The organism is Nocardioides sp., from assembly GCF_047606145.1.
Taxonomy (GTDB): Bacteria; Actinomycetota; Actinomycetes; order Propionibacteriales; family Nocardioidaceae; genus Nocardioides.
Window position 1 is genome coordinate 20,871 of the sequence record NZ_JASGET010000157.1, and the last position, 15,901, is coordinate 36,771.

General features: G+C 72.3%; 13 protein-coding genes. 1 reads left to right on the top strand and 12 read right to left on the bottom strand.

Annotated elements, in window-relative coordinates; translation table 11 throughout:
• Positions 1-20: 20 nt before the first annotated feature.
• From QM638_RS21735 to mihF, 6 genes are all read right to left on the bottom strand, one after another.
• Positions 21-2,084, bottom strand: coding sequence for a primosome assembly protein PriA (locus QM638_RS21735; protein ID WP_415145540.1), 2,064 nt, complete (start codon positions 2,082-2,084; stop codon positions 21-23).
• 165 nt (positions 2,085-2,249) lie between these two features.
• The gene (gene metK / locus QM638_RS21740; protein WP_415145542.1) at positions 2,250-3,452 is read right to left on the bottom strand and encodes a methionine adenosyltransferase; all 1,203 of its coding nucleotides are present in this window, start codon (positions 3,450-3,452) and stop codon (positions 2,250-2,252) included.
• Between the two features lie 85 nt (positions 3,453-3,537).
• A complete protein-coding gene (gene coaBC, locus QM638_RS21745) occupies positions 3,538-4,749 on the bottom strand; it encodes a bifunctional phosphopantothenoylcysteine decarboxylase/phosphopantothenate--cysteine ligase CoaBC (protein ID WP_415145563.1) in 1,212 nt (403 codons plus the stop codon).
• Between the two features lie 97 nt (positions 4,750-4,846).
• The gene (gene rpoZ, locus QM638_RS21750; RefSeq protein ID WP_415145544.1) at positions 4,847-5,173 is read right to left on the bottom strand and encodes a DNA-directed RNA polymerase subunit omega; all 327 of its coding nucleotides are present in this window, start codon (positions 5,171-5,173) and stop codon (positions 4,847-4,849) included.
• A 10-nt stretch (positions 5,174-5,183) separates the two neighbouring features.
• Complete coding sequence (gmk, locus tag QM638_RS21755) at positions 5,184-5,816, bottom strand: guanylate kinase (RefSeq protein WP_415145546.1); 633 nt, start codon at positions 5,814-5,816, stop codon at positions 5,184-5,186.
• Complete coding sequence (mihF, locus tag QM638_RS21760) at positions 5,813-6,130, bottom strand: integration host factor, actinobacterial type (protein ID WP_415145548.1); 318 nt, start codon at positions 6,128-6,130, stop codon at positions 5,813-5,815. Before mihF ends, gmk begins: the two co-directional genes overlap by 4 nt.
• Before the next feature lie 247 nt (positions 6,131-6,377).
• On the opposite strand from mihF, the gene QM638_RS21765 reads away from it, so the two are divergent.
• Positions 6,378-7,505: an NDMA-dependent alcohol dehydrogenase gene (locus QM638_RS21765; RefSeq protein WP_415145550.1), complete on the top strand. Its 1,128-nt coding sequence runs from the start codon at positions 6,378-6,380 to the stop codon at positions 7,503-7,505.
• A gap of 124 nt (positions 7,506-7,629) precedes the next feature.
• Here the strand turns inward: QM638_RS21765 and QM638_RS21770 are convergent, their stop codons facing one another.
• The 6 genes from QM638_RS21770 to QM638_RS21795 all read right to left on the bottom strand — a co-directional run.
• Entirely contained in the window at positions 7,630-8,079 is a 450-nt protein-coding gene (locus tag QM638_RS21770; RefSeq protein WP_415145552.1) for a hypothetical protein, read from the bottom strand.
• A 33-nt stretch (positions 8,080-8,112) separates the two neighbouring features.
• Positions 8,113-8,958, bottom strand: coding sequence for an orotidine-5'-phosphate decarboxylase (gene pyrF / locus QM638_RS21775; protein ID WP_415145554.1), 846 nt, complete (start codon positions 8,956-8,958; stop codon positions 8,113-8,115).
• A complete protein-coding gene (locus QM638_RS21780; RefSeq protein ID WP_415145556.1) occupies positions 8,955-10,007 on the bottom strand; it encodes a quinone-dependent dihydroorotate dehydrogenase in 1,053 nt (350 codons plus the stop codon). Before QM638_RS21780 ends, pyrF begins: the two co-directional genes overlap by 4 nt.
• Positions 10,004-13,354: a carbamoyl-phosphate synthase large subunit gene (gene carB, locus QM638_RS21785; RefSeq protein ID WP_415145558.1), complete on the bottom strand. Its 3,351-nt coding sequence runs from the start codon at positions 13,352-13,354 to the stop codon at positions 10,004-10,006. Before carB ends, QM638_RS21780 begins: the two co-directional genes overlap by 4 nt.
• Positions 13,354-14,511 carry a glutamine-hydrolyzing carbamoyl-phosphate synthase small subunit gene (carA, locus tag QM638_RS21790; protein ID WP_415145559.1) on the bottom strand — a complete coding sequence of 386 codons (1,158 nt, stop codon included), beginning with the start codon at positions 14,509-14,511 and terminating at the stop codon, positions 13,354-13,356. The genes carB and carA overlap by 1 nt, the downstream gene beginning before the upstream one ends.
• Positions 14,512-14,674: 163 nt before the next feature.
• Positions 14,675-15,901 (bottom strand): ATP-binding cassette domain-containing protein (locus QM638_RS21795; RefSeq protein ID WP_415145561.1); only part of this gene is annotated, 1,227 nt, incomplete at its 5' end.

Sequence of the window (15,901 nt, forward strand, 5' to 3'; positions counted from 1 at the left end):
GGCGAGTTCTGGAACGCGCCTCAGACCTCGGCCGGATCCACCTGGACCCGCACCGGCTCCAGCTTGCGCGCGGACCGTACGCGCTGCAGCTCCCCCAGAGCCTGGCACAGGGCCTCCCCCTCGGCGGGCGGCACCCGCACCACCGCGCGCCAGCGTTCGTCGCCCACCTGGACCGGTCCGAGCACCTCGGCGCTCGCGGGAAGGGCGAGCACCGTCAGTGCGTCGTCCAGCGGCCCGGCCTCGGCGGTCAGGGTCGCCAACCGGGAGGCAGGCGGCAGGTGGGCCTGGGCCCGTGCCGCCGCCTCCCGGGCGGCGTACCCCGGCTGGTCCCAGCGGAGGAGTGCCTGCAGCGGGGCGGACGCGGGCTCACCGACCGCCAGCACGACCCCGCCCGGCGCCACCAGGGCTGCGGCGTTGCTCCATCGCCGCAGCGCCTCCTCCTCGGCCCGCATCCCCGGCCCGCCGAGCAGCAGCCAGGTGTCGAGCAGCAGCACCGCCGCGTAGCCACCCTCGGCGTACGGCTCGGCACCCGGGGTGGCGACGACCAGCGCCGGGGTGTCCGGGACCCGATCGACGACCCCGCCACCGGCGGAGGCGATCACCCGGGTCCCCGGAAAGGCCCGGCCGAGCTCCTCCGCGGTCCGGGCCTCCCCGATCACCGGCGCACGCAGTCCGGGTGAGCCGCAGACCGCACAGGACCATGCCTCCTCCACCCGGCCGCACCAACCGCATTCCGGGGGCGCGGCCGCTCCGGGCAGCCGCAGCGGGCCCTGGCAGCGGCCGCACCGGGCCGGGGTACGGCATCGTTCGCAGGCGAGCGCGGCGGCATACCCCCGGCGGGGCGTCTGCACCAGCACCGGGCCCCGCGTCAACGCCTCGCGCAGCAGCCGATGAGCCTGCCGCGGCACCCGGGAGACCCTGGCCAGCGGATCCCGCTCCAGCTCGAAGTCGGTGGCACCCGCGATCTCGACCCGGACACGGGCCCGGGCCAGGTCGCGGGTCGGCCGGATCCGGTGCGCCCAGCCGGTGCGCACCAGTTGGTCGTCCTCGACCGAGCAGGCGAACCCGCCGAACAGTGCGGCCGCGCCCGCCGCCTCCGCGCGCATCGCCAGCACCGCGCGCGCATGTGGGTACGGCGCCCGGGGCTCGGCGAACAGGTCGTCACCGTCATCCCAGCAGACCACCAGCCCCAGGTCGTGCACCGGCGCGAACGCCGCCGCCCGGGTCCCCACCACGACCCGGATCGCCCCCCGACGCACGGCGAGGAAGTCGCGGTAGCGCGCCGCCGGGCCCGCGTCGGCCGTCAGCGCGACGTGGTGGCCGGGCCCGAGGACGGCGTCGAGCGCGGCGTCGAACCGGCGTACGTCGCGATGATCGGGTACGACGACCACCGCGCCGCGACCCGACGACAGCGCCGCCGCGACCGCATGCGCGACGAGCGTCGGCTGGTCGGTCCCGGCCGCCGCATGCCACACCGCCCGCGGCGAGCCACCGCGGGCCAGATGGCGCAGGAAGGCGGTCGCGGGCTCGTGGCCCGCCCAGGCCCGCTCGGCAGCCGTCGGATCCCAGCCCGGAGGAGCGGACGACCCGACGCTGGGGCGCTGCTCGGTGCCGGCGTGCCTCGGCGGGACCGCCAGCCGCAGCACGTCGGCCCGAGTCCCGGCGTAGCGCCGCGCGATCTGTGCGCTCAACTCCGCGATCGCGGGATCGAGCACCGGCTCCGGGCTGACCACCCGTCGCAGCGGCTGCAGCCTGCCGTCGTGGTCGGAGGCGGTCGTGCGGGCCAGGACGAACCCGTCGACGTCCTTCCCCGCGAACCGGACCTTGACCCGCACACCGGGTCGGGCATCCCCGGCCATCGCCGCCGGCACCGCGTAGTCGAAGCTCCGATCCAGGTGCGCCAGCGGCAGCTCGACCAGCACCCGGGCGACCGGGTCGACCTCCGCGATCTCCGCCTCGGCCGCCCTGCGGGCCCGGGTCGCGGCCGCCTTGGCCCGGCCCTCCCTGACCCGGTCGCGCACCAGTCCCGGCAGCTCGAGCTCGGCCGGAGCGGGCCCCGGGCTGCGCGACTGCGGATCGGTCATGGCCGACTTTCTACCAGCGACCCCCGACAACGCCGCGGGACAGGGTCGCGGGACGCGTGTCGGGCTTCCGGTGATCCTCGGGCGACCGGACCAGACCCGTGAACGCGTCGGCGACCGTGCACCCGAGTCCCGGGGCGCAGCAGTCTCGCGGGAAGGCCGATCGGATCAGACGCCGGCGGCGGCCCGCAGCGCCTCGGCGCGGTCGGTGCGCTCCCAGGTGAACTCCGGCAGCTCGCGGCCGAAGTGGCCGTAGGCGGCCGTCTTGGCGTAGATCGGGCGCAGCAGGTCGAGATCGCGCACGATCGCCGCCGGGCGCAGGTCGAAGACCTCGAGGACCGCCCGCTGGATCTCCTCCACGCCGACCGTGTTGGTGCCGAAGGTCTCGATGAAGACGCCGACCGGGTGCGCCTTGCCGATCGCGTAGGCGACCTGCGCCTCGCAGCGCCGCGCCAGACCCGCGGCGACCACGTTCTTGGCGACCCACCGCATCGCGTACGCCGCGGAACGGTCCACCTTCGACGGGTCCTTGCCGGAGAAGGCGCCGCCACCGTGCCGGGCCATCCCACCGTAGGTGTCGACGATGATCTTGCGGCCGGTGAGGCCGGCGTCGCCCATCGGCCCGCCGATGACGAACCGCCCGGTCGGGTTGATGTAGAGCTTGTGCCCGTCGGCGGGCACGCTGTCCCGGAACTGCTCCAGGACGGGCTCGATGACGTGCTTGCGGATGTCGGGGGTCAGCGTCTGCTCGAGATCGATGTCGTCGGCGTGCTGGGTGGAGAGCACCACGGCGTCGATGCGGACCGGCCGGTTCTCCTCGTCGTACTCGATGGTGACCTGAGTCTTGCCGTCGGGCCGCAGGTAGGGCAGCGTGCCGTCCTTGCGCACCGCGGAGAGCCGCTCGGAGAGCGTCTGCGCGATCTTGATCGGCAGCGGGAACAGCTCGGGGGTGTCGTCGCAGGCGTAGCCGAACATCAGCCCCTGGTCCCCGGCGCCCTGCCGGTCGAGGTCGTCGACCGAGGACTCGACGCGGTCCTCGTAGGCGTCGTCGACTCCCTGCGCGATGTCGGGAGACTGCGCGCCGATCGCGACCTGGACACCGCAGGAGTTGCCGTCGAAGCCCTTCTCGGAGCTGTCGTAGCCGATCTCCAGGACCTTCTCCCGCACCAACTGGGCCACCGGGGCGTAGGCCTCGGTGGTGACCTCGCCGGCCACCACCACCAGCCCGGTGGTGAGCAGCGTCTCGACCGCGACCCGGCTCTTCGGGTCGTGCGCCAGCAGGTAGTCGAGCACCGTGTCGCTGATCTGGTCGGCGATCTTGTCCGGGTGCCCCTCGGTCACCGACTCGGAGGTGAATAGACGTCCGGTCACGTTCGATCTCTCCCGTTCACTGCCGATCCTGTCCTCGACACCCTAGCCGCCGGCTCCCACCGCCCCACCCGGGGCGTCTCAGATCTCAACGCGGCGCGTCGGCCAGCCGGACGGCCACCTGGTCCCAGATGACCTCGGCCAGGGCCGCCTTCGATCCCGCCGGTACGGCGACCTGGCCACCGTCGGCGGCCAGGATGACCGCCTCGTTGTCCGGGCTGCCGAAGACCGCGCCACCGCTGACGTCGTTGACCACCAGCAGGTCGCAGCCCTTGCGGGCCAGCTTGGCCCGGCCGAGCTCGAGCACCGACCCGGTCGCGTCACCGGTCTCGGCGGCGAAGCCGACCACCACCGAACCGGTCCGGCCCCGTCGTTGGCTGATCTCGGCGAGGATGTCCGGGTTCTGCACCAGCTCGATGCTCGGGGCCGAGCCGTCCGCGGCCTTCTTGATCTTGGCCTCGCTCACCGCGGTCGGCCGGAAGTCCGCCGGAGCCGCGGCCATCACGACCGCGTCCGCGTCGGCGGCCGCGGCGAGCACCGCCTCCCGGAGCTCTCGGGTGGTCTCCACCCGCACCACTCGCGCGCCGGCCGGATCGGCCAGGGCGACGTTGGCGGCGATCACGGTCACCCGTGCCCCTCGCGCGGCGGCGGCACGAGCCAGGGCGTAGCCCTGCAGACCCGAGGAGCGGTTGCCCAGGAACCGCACCGGGTCCAGGTACTCCCGGGTGCCGCCGGCGGAGACGACGACGTGGCGTCCGGCCAGGTCGTGCGTCGTACCTCCGCCGGCGAGGATGCCGCGGCAGAGCTCGAAGATCTCGACCGGGTCGGGGAACCGGCCCTTGCCGGTGTCCTTGCCGGTCAGCCGTCCCTCGGCCGGCTCGACCACGACCGCGCCGCGCTCGCGCAGGGTGGCGACATTGGCCCGGGTCGCCTGGTGCTCCCACATCTCGGTGTGCATGGCGGGCACGAACACCACCGGACAGCGCGCGGTGAGCAGGGTGTTGGTGAGCAGGTCGTCGGCCAGCCCATGGGCGGCCTTGGCGAGCAGGTCGGCCGTGGCCGGGGCGACCACCACGAGGTCGGCCCCCTGGCCGATGCGCACGTGCGGCACCTCGTGCACGCTCTCCCACACCTCGGTCGCCACCGGCTTGCCGGACAGCGCGCTCCAGGTGGGCGCGCCGACGAACTCCAGCGCGGCGGCGGTCGGCACCACTTGGACGTCGTGTCCGGACTCGGTGAACCGGCGCAGCAGCTCAGCGGCCTTGTAGGCGGCGATGCCGCCGGTCACGCCGAGCACCACCCGAGGAGCCGCGGGCGGAGACGACACGGGCCGCGTCCCTGAGTGGGAAGCGGCCTCGTGCATGTCGGCGGACAGCGCGGATCCTCGCGGGTCGGCGCTACTCGCCGGCGGCGTCGTCGGCCTGCGCCGCGGCGACCGCCGCAGCCTCGGCGGCGAGCTCGGCCGGGTCGATGTCCTCGCAGGTCAGCAGGTCGTCGTTGATCTCGCGCAGCGCGATCGAGAGCGGCTTCTCCTGCACGTGGGTGTCGACCAGCGGACCGACGTACTCCAGCAGGCCCTCGCCGAGCTGGGAGTAGTAGGCGTTGATCTGGCGAGCCCGCTTGGCGCTGTAGAGGACCAGCTTGTACTTGCTGTCGGTCTTGGCCAGGAGGTCGTCGATCGACGGATTGGTCACGCCCTGGGCGTCGATTTCGGGGGCAGCCACGTATCAGGCCTCACTGCTCGGGAGTCGGGTGTGTCGGGTTCGAGGTGCCGAACCTCATCAACTCTACCAACTGGGCCGCAGCCTGATGAACTTCGCGATTGACGATGGTGACATCGAACTCCGCCTCGGCGGCGAGCTCGACCCGGGCGGTCGCCAGCCGGCGCTCGCGTTCGGCCTCGGACTCGGTGCCCCGGCCCACGAGTCGTCGTACCAGCTCCTCCCAGGAAGGCGGGGCGAGGAAGACGAACAACGCCGTCGGCATGGTACGGCGAACCTGGCGCGCGCCCTGCAGGTCGATCTCGAGCAGCGCCGGGCGTCCCGCCGCGAGCGCCTCCTCGACCGGCTTGCGCGGGGTGCCGTAGCGGGCGACCTGGTGCACCGTCGCCCACTCCAGCAGTTCCTCGCGGGCGATCATGGCGTCGAACTCCTCCTCGGAGACGAACCAGTACTGCACGCCGTCGCGCTCACCCGGACGGGGCTTGCGCGTGGTCGCCGAGACTGACAGGAATACCTCCGGGTGATCGGTGCGCACCGCCGCCGAGACCGTCCCCTTGCCGACGGCCGTCGGTCCGGCGAGCACCGTCAGCCGCGGCTGGTCCGACTCCGCTGCCCGATGCGGCCGATCCGGCGCGGGCGCGCTCACTTGCCGCCGAACTCCTCGGCCAACGCGGCGATCTGCTTGGCGCCCAGGCCACGCACCCGACGGCTCTCGGCGATGCCGAGGCGGTCCATCAGCTGCCGGGCCCGGATCTTGCCGAGGCCGGGCATCGACTGGAGCAGGTCGACGACCCTCATCTTGGCGACGACCTCGTTGGTCTGGCCCTCCTCGATCACCTCGACCAGCGTCGCGCCGGACGTCTTGAGCCGGTTCTTCACCTCTGCCCGCTCCCGACGGGAGGCTGCGGCCTTCTCCAACGCCGCCTGTCGCTGTTCCGGAGTGAGCGGAGGGAGTGCCACGAAGAAGCCCTTTCGAGTCGTTTCAGGAAGCGCGGCGACCAGGTCGGGCGCACCCGCGTCAATCTAGTCACTCGCCGACACGGCGGCAATCGCACCCCCGACCCGAGCGCCGTTCCTCGCCCTTGAACTGTGCCGAGGCGAGGGGCATAGTGTGACTTGCGGCTCACTTGGCACTCGGTGCCAGATAGCCGGGTTCGCCCGCAACCGCGGCCGACGAGGGTCTCGGACGATGATGTCTGGAGGACGGATGAGGCAAGACAAGACACGGGCCGCGGTGCTGCGGGAGCAGCCGGGCAAGTGGTCGGTGGAGGAGGTCGATCTGGACGACCCCGGTCCGACCGAGGTCCTGGTGGAGATGGTCGCCTCCGGGCTGTGCCACTCCGACGACCACGCCACCACCGGCGACATGCCCACCGCGCTGCCGATCGTCGGCGGCCACGAGGGCTCCGGGATCGTCCGATCGGTCGGCTCGCAGGTGCACGGCCTGGCCGAGGGCGACCACGTGATCACCTCCTTCATCCCCGGCTGTGGGGTGTGCAAGTACTGCGCGCGCGGTCAGGGGAACCTGTGCAACAGCGGCGCCACCATCCTGGAGGGCACCCAGCCCTCGGGCGGCATGAAGATGCACAAGAACGGCGAGGACATCCGCGCGATGGGCGCCCTCGGCACCTTCGCCACCTGGCAGGTCTACGACCAGATCTCGCTGGTCAGGATCGACCCGTCCATCCCGCTCGACGTCGCCTGCCTGGTCGCCTGCGGTGTCCAGACCGGCTACGGCTCGGCCGTCAACGGGGCCGACGTACGTCCCGGCGACGTGGTGATCGTGATGGGGTGCGGTGGTGTCGGGATGAACGCCGTCCAGGGCGCCGCCGCCGCTGGTGCGGCGCATGTGATAGCCGTGGACCCACAGCCGTTCAAGCGGGAGCAGGCGCCGAGCTTCGGCGCCACCGAGGTCTTCGCCGACATCGCCGAGGCCGACGCGTTCGCCAAGTCGATCACCAACGGCCAGGGTGCCGACTCCGCGGTGGTGACCATCGGCGTGGTCACCAACGAGCACATCGGCCAGGCCTTCGACGCGATCGCCAAGGCCGGCACGGTGGTCGTCACCGGCATCAGCCGGGTGGACGAGGGCGGCGTGATCCCGGGCTACAACGCCTTCTCGGCGGCCATGCTGCAGAAGCGGATCCAGGGTGCGCTCTACGGCATGGACGCACCGCGCAACGCGATGCCGCGGCTGCTCGAGCAGTACACCGCGGGCAAGCTCAAGCTCGACGAGCTGATCACCACCCGCTACTCGCTCGACGACATCAACACCGGGTACGCCGACATGCACGCCGGCCGGAACATCCGCGGCGTCATCGACTACTCGCTCTGAGTGATTCGGGCGGACGGTTTCACCGGTTCACCGGTTGTTCTGCCACTTCTCGGGGGTTGCAACCCTCGAGAAGTGGCAGTTTCGCCGGTGAACCGGTGAAACCTGTGAAAGGAGTGGCACCCACTCACAGCGTGAGAGAGGTGTGGCAGACGTCCCGGGCCTGCTGCTGGACGTTCACCGCGGCCTCCTGCACCGCGGTGGTGCTCACCTTGTCGGCCGCCTTGAGGATCGACCGACGGTCGGCCGCGGACGTGCCCGCCGGCGGCTTGCCGTCGACGTAGTCCGATGCCTTGACCCCCGCCGCGTCGAGCGCCGTCTGCAGCCCGTTGAGCGCGTCGACGAGGGTGCGCCAGTCATCGGCGATGTCGCTCGGCGCCTTCTCCTCCAGCGCGGTGAAGATCGGCAGGGCCGCCAGCAGTGCGGCCGCGTCGCCGCCGGCGAGGGTGTCGGTCAGCTTGCTCTGCTGGTCGGAGACCTCCGAGCAGTACGACGAGGTGCCGCCCGACCCGCAGGCGACCAGCGCCGGAGCCAGCACCAACGCCGTTGCGGCGACGGCGATCCGGGAGAGCCACATGGCGTGCGAGCCTAGTCCGGGGATGGACCCCGGCTAACGGCCCGGGGTGCCGAGCTCGTCGCGCAGCCGCAGCGCCTCGTCCCGCAGCGCGGTCGCCGACGGGCCGACCCGCAGCAGGCCTCGGCTGGTGCTCGCCACCACCTGCCGCGCCGCCGGCCCGAAGATCCGGCCGATGTCCGCGGCGGTGCCGCCCTGGACGCCGTACCCGGGCGCGAGGATCGGGCCGTTGAAGCAGAAGTCGACGCGTTCGGCGCCGACCATCGGGTTCACGGTCGCCCCCACCACCGCGCCGTAGGAGCCCAGCGGCTCGTCGTCGGCGTTGAGTCGGCGCAGGTGGTCGAGCATCAGCTCGCCGACGCTGCCCGCGCCCGGGTCGGCGGGCCGCGCGTGCTGGACCTCGGGCGCCTCCTTGTTGGAGGTCAGCGCGAGCACGAACAAGCCGGCGTCGTGCCGGCCCGCGGTCTCCACGAACGGCTGCACCGAGCCGAACCCAAGATAGGGACTCACCGTCACCGCATCGCAGGCCAGCGGGCTGGCGGGGTCGAGGTAGGCGTCGGCGTAGGCCTGGCTGGTCGAGCCGATGTCGCCGCGCTTGACGTCGAGCAGCACCAGCGCGCCGGCCTGGCGGCAGGTGGCGATGACCCGCTCGAGGACGGCGATCCCGCGGGACCCGAACCGCTCGTAGAAGGCCGACTGCGGCTTGACCACGGGCACGTACGGCGCCAGCGCCTCGGCCGCACCGAGGGCGAACCGTTCCAGCCCGTCGACGGTGTCCGGCAGGCCCCATTCGGCCAGCAGCGAGGAGTGCGGGTCGATGCCGGCGCAGAGCTGGCCGCGCTCGGCCAGTGCCTCCACGTAGCGTGTCCCGAAGCTGCTCATCGCTCCCCCTCGCCGGCCACACCAGCCAGGCCCGAGGCGATCCGTCTGGGCCATCCGGGGCCCTCGTAGATGAAGGCGGAGTAGCCCTGGATCAGGTCCGCTCCGGCCTCGAGCCGCTCGACCGCGTCCTCGGTGCTGGTGATGCCACCGACGCCGATCAGGGTGAGCCGGTCGGCCACCCTGCCGCGGAGCAGTCGGAGCACGTCGAGGGCCCGGGCGCGCAGCGGCGCCCCCGACAGCCCGCCGGCGCCGATCTCGGCGACATCGCGCGGATGTGCGCGCAGCCCGTCGCGGGCCACGGTGGTGTTGGTCGCGATCAGCCCCTGCACCTCCTCGCCCAGGCCGAGCGCCAGGTCCGCGACCGCGACCACGTCCTGGTCGGCGAGGTCCGGCGCGATCTTGACCAACAGCGGCACCCGCTCGGCCGGCCTGACGTCGTCGGCCTCCCGCCGGACCCGGCGCAGCAGCGGCTCGAGCCGCTCGACCGCCTGCAGCGAGCGCAGGCCGGGGGTGTTCGGGCTGGAGACGTTGACCACCAGGTAGTCGGCGTACGGCGCCAGCAGACGGGTGGAGAAGGCGTAGTCGGCCTCGACCGCCGCCTGGTCGTCGTCGGGCACGACCTTGGTCTTGCCGATGTTGATGCCGAGCACCGGGCCGCGCCGACCGGACCTGGCCCGCAACCGCCGCGCCACCGCCTCGGCACCGTCGTTGTTGAAGCCCATCCGGTTCACGATCGCCCGGTCGCTGGGCAGCCGGAAGAGCCGCGGCTGCGGGTTGCCGGGCTGCGGCCGCGCGGTGACCGTGCCGACCTCGACGTGGCCGAACCCGAGCCCGCCCAGCGCCTCGATGCCGACGGCGTCCTTGTCGAAGCCGGCGGCGAGCCCGAGCGCGTTCGGGAAGCGCAGCCCCATCGCGGTCACCGGCGTCCCCGGGAACCGGCGGCGGGAGAGCACCGGTCCGGCGGCCCGGATCGCGGCGAAGGCCCGCCGGTGCGCCAGCTCGGGGTCCATCCGGACCAGGAACTGGTCGAACGCGCGCCGGTAGATCACCGTCCCACCGGCTCGGCGTGAGCCGCCCCGGCCTCCCGGGCCCAGTCCTGCAGGCTGCGCACCTCGATGTCGCCGCGCCGCAGCGCCTCGATGCCCTGGACCGCGGCGCCCAACCCCTGCACCGTGGTGAGGCAGGCGATGTTGGCCATCACCGCCGCGGTGCGGATCTCGTAGCCGTCCACCCGCGCGCTCCTACCCGAGGCGGAGCCGTTCGGGGTGTTGATCACCAGGTCGAACTCGCCGTCCAGGATCATCTGCACGGTCGTCTTCTCCCCCTCCGGGCCGGTGCCCTCGGAGTGCTTGCGCACCACCGTGGCGACCACACCGTTGCGGCGCAGCACCTCCGCGGTGCCCTCGGTGGCGCAGATCTCGAAGCCGTAGTCGGCGAGCACCTTGATCGGGAAGATCATCGAGCGCTTGTCCCGGTTCGCCATCGAGACGAACAGTCGGCCGGAGGCGGGCAGCGGCCCGAAGGCGCCGGCCTGCGACTTGGCGAAGGCCCGACCGAAGTCGGCGTCCAGCCCCATCACCTCGCCGGTCGACTTCATCTCCGGGCCGAGCACGGTGTCGACCTGAGCGCCGTCGGGGGTGCGGAACCGGTTGAACGGCATCACCGCCTCCTTGACCGCGATCGGCTGGGTCGGCGGCAGGCTGCCGCCGTCGCCGGTCGCCGGCAGCGCTCCGGCCGCCCGCAGCTGCGCGATCGACTCGCCCAGCATCAGCCGGGCGGCCGCCTTGGCCAACGGGGTGCCGGTCGCCTTGGAGACGAACGGCACCGTCCGGGAGGCCCGTGGGTTGGCCTCCAGGACGTAGAGGACGTCGGCGCCGAGGGCGAACTGGATGTTGATCAGTCCGCGTACGCCGACCCCGGCGGCGATGGCCTCGGTGGCCGCCCGGATGCGCTCGATCTCGGCCTGGCCCAGCGTGATCGGCGGCAGCGCGCACGAGGAGTCCCCGGAGTGGACGCCGGCCTCCTCGATGTGCTCCATCACACCACCGAGGAAGAGCTCGCTGCCGTCGTAGAGGGCGTCGACGTCGATCTCGACGGCGTCGTCGACGAACTTGTCCACCAGCACCGGACGGTCCGGGGAGACCTCGGTGGCGGCGGCGATGTAGGAGCGCAGCGCGTCGTCGTCGTACACGATCTGCATGCCGCGTCCGCCCAGCACGTAGGAGGGCCGGACCAGGACCGGATAGCCGATCTCTCCGGCGATCTCGCGTGCCTCGGTGAAGGTGGTGGCCATGCCGTGCTTCGGCGCCACCAGCCCGGCCTCGGCCAGCACGTGGCCGAAGGCACCGCGCTCCTCGGCCAGGTTGATCGCCTCCGGGCTGGTGCCGACGATCGGCACGCCGTTGTCCTTCAGTGCCTGGGCGAGGCCGAGCGGGGTCTGGCCGCCGAGCGAGGCGATCACGCCCACCACCGGTCCGGCCTGCTGCTCGGCGTGCACGATCTCGAGCACGTCCTCGAGGGTGAGCGGCTCGAAGTAGAGCCGGTCGGAGGTGTCGTAGTCGGTCGAGACCGTCTCCGGGTTGCAGTTGACCATGATGGTCTCGTAGCCGGCGCCGCCCCGGGCGGCGCTCAGCGCGAGCGAGGCGTGCACGCAGGAGTAGTCGAACTCGATGCCCTGACCGATCCGGTTCGGCCCGGAGCCGAGGATGATCACCGCCGGCCGCTCCCGGGGCTCGACCTCGGTCTCCTCGTCGTAGGAGGAGTAGTGGTACGGCGTCCGGGCGGCGAACTCGGCGGCGCAGGTGTCGACCGTCTTGTAGACCGGCCGGATGCCGAGGGCGTGCCGTACGCCGCGGACCACGTCGGCGCTCATCCCGCGCATCTTGCCGATCTGCACGTCGGAGAAGCCGTGCCGCTTGGCGGTGCGCAGCAGCTCCGGGGTGAGCTCGTCGGCGCCGATGATCTCCTGGGCCAGCTCGTTGATCAGCATCAGCTGGTCGACGAACCAGGGGTCGATCCGGGTGGCCTCGAAGACCTCGGTGGCGGTGGCGCCGGCGCGGATCGCGTCCATCACGATCTTGAGCCGGCCGTCGGTCGGGATCCCGGCGCGCTCGAGGAGGGCGGCCTTGTCCAGCTCGACGACCTCCTGGGTCCAGTCGAAGACCGCGTCGGCCTTCTCCAGGCTGCGCAGCGCCTTCTGCAGTGCCTCGGTGAAGTTGCGGCCGATCGCCATCGCCTCGCCGACCGCCTTCATGTGGGTGGTCAGGACCGGGTCGGCACCCGGGAACTTCTCGAACGCGAACCGCGGCACCTTGACCACCACGTAGTCCAGCGTCGGCTCGAAGGAGGCCGGGGTGCTGTTCCCGTCGGGACGGGTGGTGATGTCGTTCGGGATCTCGTCCAGGGTGTAGCCGATGGCGACCTTGGCGGCGATCTTCGCGATCGGGAAGCCGGTCGCCTTCGAGGCCAGCGCGCTGGACCGGGAGACCCGGGGGTTCATCTCGATCACGATCAGCCGGCCGTCGGCCGGGTTGACGGCGTACTGGATGTTGCAGCCGCCGGTGTCCACCCCGACGGCCCGGATGATCCCGATCGCCAGGTCGCGCATCTTCTGGTACTCACGGTCGGTGAGCGTCATCGCCGGGGCGACGGTGATCGAGTCCCCGGTGTGCACGCCCATCGGGTCGAGGTTCTCGATGGAGCAGACGATGACGGTGTTGTCCGCCTCGTCCCGCATCACCTCGAGCTCGTACTCCTTCCAGCCGAGGATGGACTCCTCCAGGAGCACCTCGGTGGTCGGGGAGGCGGCGAGCCCGGCGCCGCCGATGCGGCGCAGGTCGGCCTCGTCGTAGGCCATCCCGGAGCCGGCCCCGCCCATGGTGAAGGAGGGACGTACGACGACCGGATAGCCCAGCTCCGCCGCGCCGGCGAGCAGGTCGTCCATCGAGTGGCAGATGACCGACCTGGCGGACTCGCCGCCGAGCTCGGCGACGATCTTCTTGAACTGCTCGCGGTTCTCCCCGCGGTCGATCGCCTCGATGCTGGCGCCGATCAGCTCCACGCCGTAGGAGGCCAGCACGCCGCGCTCGGCGAGCGCGACCGCACAGTTCAGCGCGGTCTGGCCGCCCAGCGTAGCCAGCAGCGCGTCGGGGCGCTCCTTGGCGATCACCTTCTCCACGAACTCCGGCGTGATCGGCTCGACGTAGGTGGCATCGGCGAACTCCGGGTCGGTCATGATCGTGGCCGGGTTGGAGTTGACCAGGACGACTCGCAGGCCCTCCTCCTTGAGCACCCGGCAGGCCTGGGTGCCGGAGTAGTCGAACTCGCAGGCCTGGCCGATGACGATCGGGCCGGAGCCGATCACCAGGACCGAGGAGATGTCCGCACGCTTCGGCATCAGTTCGCCTCCATCAGGTCGCAGAAGCGGTCGAAGAGGTACGCCGCATCGTGCGGCCCGCCGGCCGCCTCCGGGTGGTACTGCACCGAGAACGCCTTGAGTCTGCCGGGTTCGCCGGTCGATCCGGTCGAGACCCGCAGCTCGAGACCCTCCACGCAGTCGTCGTTGAGGTTGACGTGGCTGACCACCACCTCGCCGTACGGCGTGGCGGTGGCGGTGTCGGTCGGGGCGTCGACGGCGAAGCCGTGGTTGTGCGCGGTGACCTCGACCTTCCCGGTAGTGCGATCCAGCACCGGCTGGTTGAGGCCGCGGTGCCCGTACTTGAGCTTGTAGGTGCCCAGGCCCAGCGCGCGGCCGAAGAGCTGGTTGCCGAAGCAGATGCCGAAGTACGGCAGGTCACGCTCCAGCGCGGCCCGCAGCAACTCGATCTGGCCGGTGGTGGCGGCCGGGTCGCCCGGACCGTTGGAGAAGAACAGCCCGTCGGGGCCGTCGGTGCCGACGGCGAGGACGTCGTCGATGGTCGCGGTCGCGGGCAGCACGTGCACCTCGATGCCGCGCTCGCTCATCATCCGCGGGGTGTTGTCCTTGATCCCGAGGTCGAGCGCCGCGACGGTGAACCGCTTCTTCCCGACCGGCGCGACCACGTAGGCCTCCTCGGTGGAGACCTCCGCGGAGAGGTTCGCCCCGGTCATCTCCCCGGACTCGCGGACCCGGGCGAGCAGTCGGTCCGGGTCGGTCTCGCGGGTGGAGATGCCGACCCGCATCGCACCGGCCTCACGCAGGTGGCGGGTCAGCGCGCGGGTGTCCACGCCGGAGATGCCGACCACGCCCTGGGCGGCGAGCTCGTCGTCCAGGGTGCGCCGGCTGCGCCAGTTGCTCGGCACCCGGGCGGGGTCGCGCACGACGTACCCCGCGACCCAGATCCGGCGCGACTCGGGATCCTCGTCGTTCATGCCGGTGTTGCCGACGTGCGGCGCGGTCATCACCACCACCTGCCGGTGGTAGCTCGGGTCGGTCAGCGTCTCCTGATAGCCGGTCATGCCGGTCGCGAAGACCGCCTCGCCGAAGGTCTCGCCCTCGGCGCCGAAGGATCGGCCGCGGAACGACCGCCCGTCTTCGAGAACCAACAGTGCGGGTGTGGTGGCACGACTGTGCACCCAGGCCTCCTTCTCCGCCTCACGGGACGGTGCTTAAAGGATGTTCCGGTCGGAGCCGACGCTACCAGCCGGTGTCCGCTCCCCCGGCATCCGCGCGAGATGTCGGCCGGGACCGGCCGGACTGGCCGGGACACCGGGGCGCGGACGCCGTACGCCGTCGCGCTCAGCCGAGCTCGACCGCGGGGCCCTGCCAGCGGTCCCGGAGCCAACGATCGTGGCTGGCGACGACGACGGTGCCGGCCGCGGCGCCGATGGCCTCCTCCAGCTCTCCGGCCAGCCGCAGCGAGAGGTGGTTGGTCGGCTCGTCCAGGAGCAGCAGGTCCGGACCGGTGGCGACCACCGTCGCCAACGCGACCCGGCGGCGCTGTCCGACCGAGAGCGCTCCGATCGGCCGGGTCAGGTCATGCGGCCGCACCAGGCCGAGGCTGCGCAACGGGCGCCGTTCGGCCAGCTCGTCGCCGACCGCCGCTCGGTAGACACCCTCGGTGCGTTGGCTCGGATCGGGGAAGCTCGGATCCTGGGTCAGCTCGGCGATCCTCCGTGCGCGGACCTGGACGATCCCGCGGTACGCCGGGATCCGGCCGGCGAGCACGCCCAGCAGCGTCGACTTGCCGGCCCCGTTGGCCCCGGTGACCAGCAGGTGCTCGCCGGCGGCGACGTCGAGCTCGTCCAGCCGAAGCCGACCGGGCACCACCAGGTCGCGGACGGTCACCGCTCGGCCATGGGGCTGGGCCGATCCGGTGAGAGCCGCCTCCAGCCGCAACGGGGGTCGCGGCTTGCGGACCTGGGTCCGCTCGGCCTGCGCCAGCCGGCGCTGCGCGTCTCGCTTGCGACGTGCGAGCGTGCGCTCGACGTTCGCCCCCTTGAAGGCATGGATGAACCTGTCGTTGTCGCGTGGCCCGCGTCCGGGTGCGATCGCGTCGGTGCCGATCCGGGCCGAGGCGCGCAACCGCTCGAGCTCCTCCTGCTGCTGGAGATAGGTCTGCTCCCAGCGTTCCCGGCCCGCGCGCTGCGACCGCTCGTAGGCAGACCAGCCACCGCCGAAGACCCGGCCGCCGCGACCGTCGGTGCCGAACTCGGTCGGATCCAGGTCGACCAGCTCGGTCACCGCCTCGTCCAGGAACGTCCGGTCGTGGCTGGCCACCAGCACCACGCCGGGCAGGTCTCGCAGGAACCCGCCGAGCACGTCGACCGCCTCGTCGTCGAGATGGTTGGTCGGCTCGTCGAGCAGCAGCGCGTCGGGACGACGGGTGATGGCCGTCGCGAGTGCGAGCCGGGTGCGCTGCCCGCCGGAGAGGGAGCCGACCGGCCGGGCGGGATCGAGCGCGCCCAGGCCGAGGCGGTCCGCCGCCAGCAGCGCCCGCCGGTCGGCATCCCAGGCGTCGTGGGC

Excerpts from the sequence above, each read along its gene's own strand:
- pyrF (WP_415145554.1), bottom strand. The coding sequence starts at position 8,958 with ATGAGCAGCTTCGGGACACGCTACGTGGAGGCACTGGCCGAGCGCGGC.
- QM638_RS21765 (WP_415145550.1), top strand. The coding sequence starts at position 6,378 with ATGAGGCAAGACAAGACACGGGCCGCGGTGCTGCGGGAGCAGCCGGGC.
- QM638_RS21735 (WP_415145540.1), bottom strand. The coding sequence starts at position 2,084 with ATGACCGATCCGCAGTCGCGCAGCCCGGGGCCCGCTCCGGCCGAGCTC.
- QM638_RS21770 (WP_415145552.1), bottom strand. The coding sequence starts at position 8,079 with ATGTGGCTCTCCCGGATCGCCGTCGCCGCAACGGCGTTGGTGCTGGCT.
- carB (WP_415145558.1), bottom strand. The coding sequence starts at position 13,354 with ATGCCGAAGCGTGCGGACATCTCCTCGGTCCTGGTGATCGGCTCCGGC.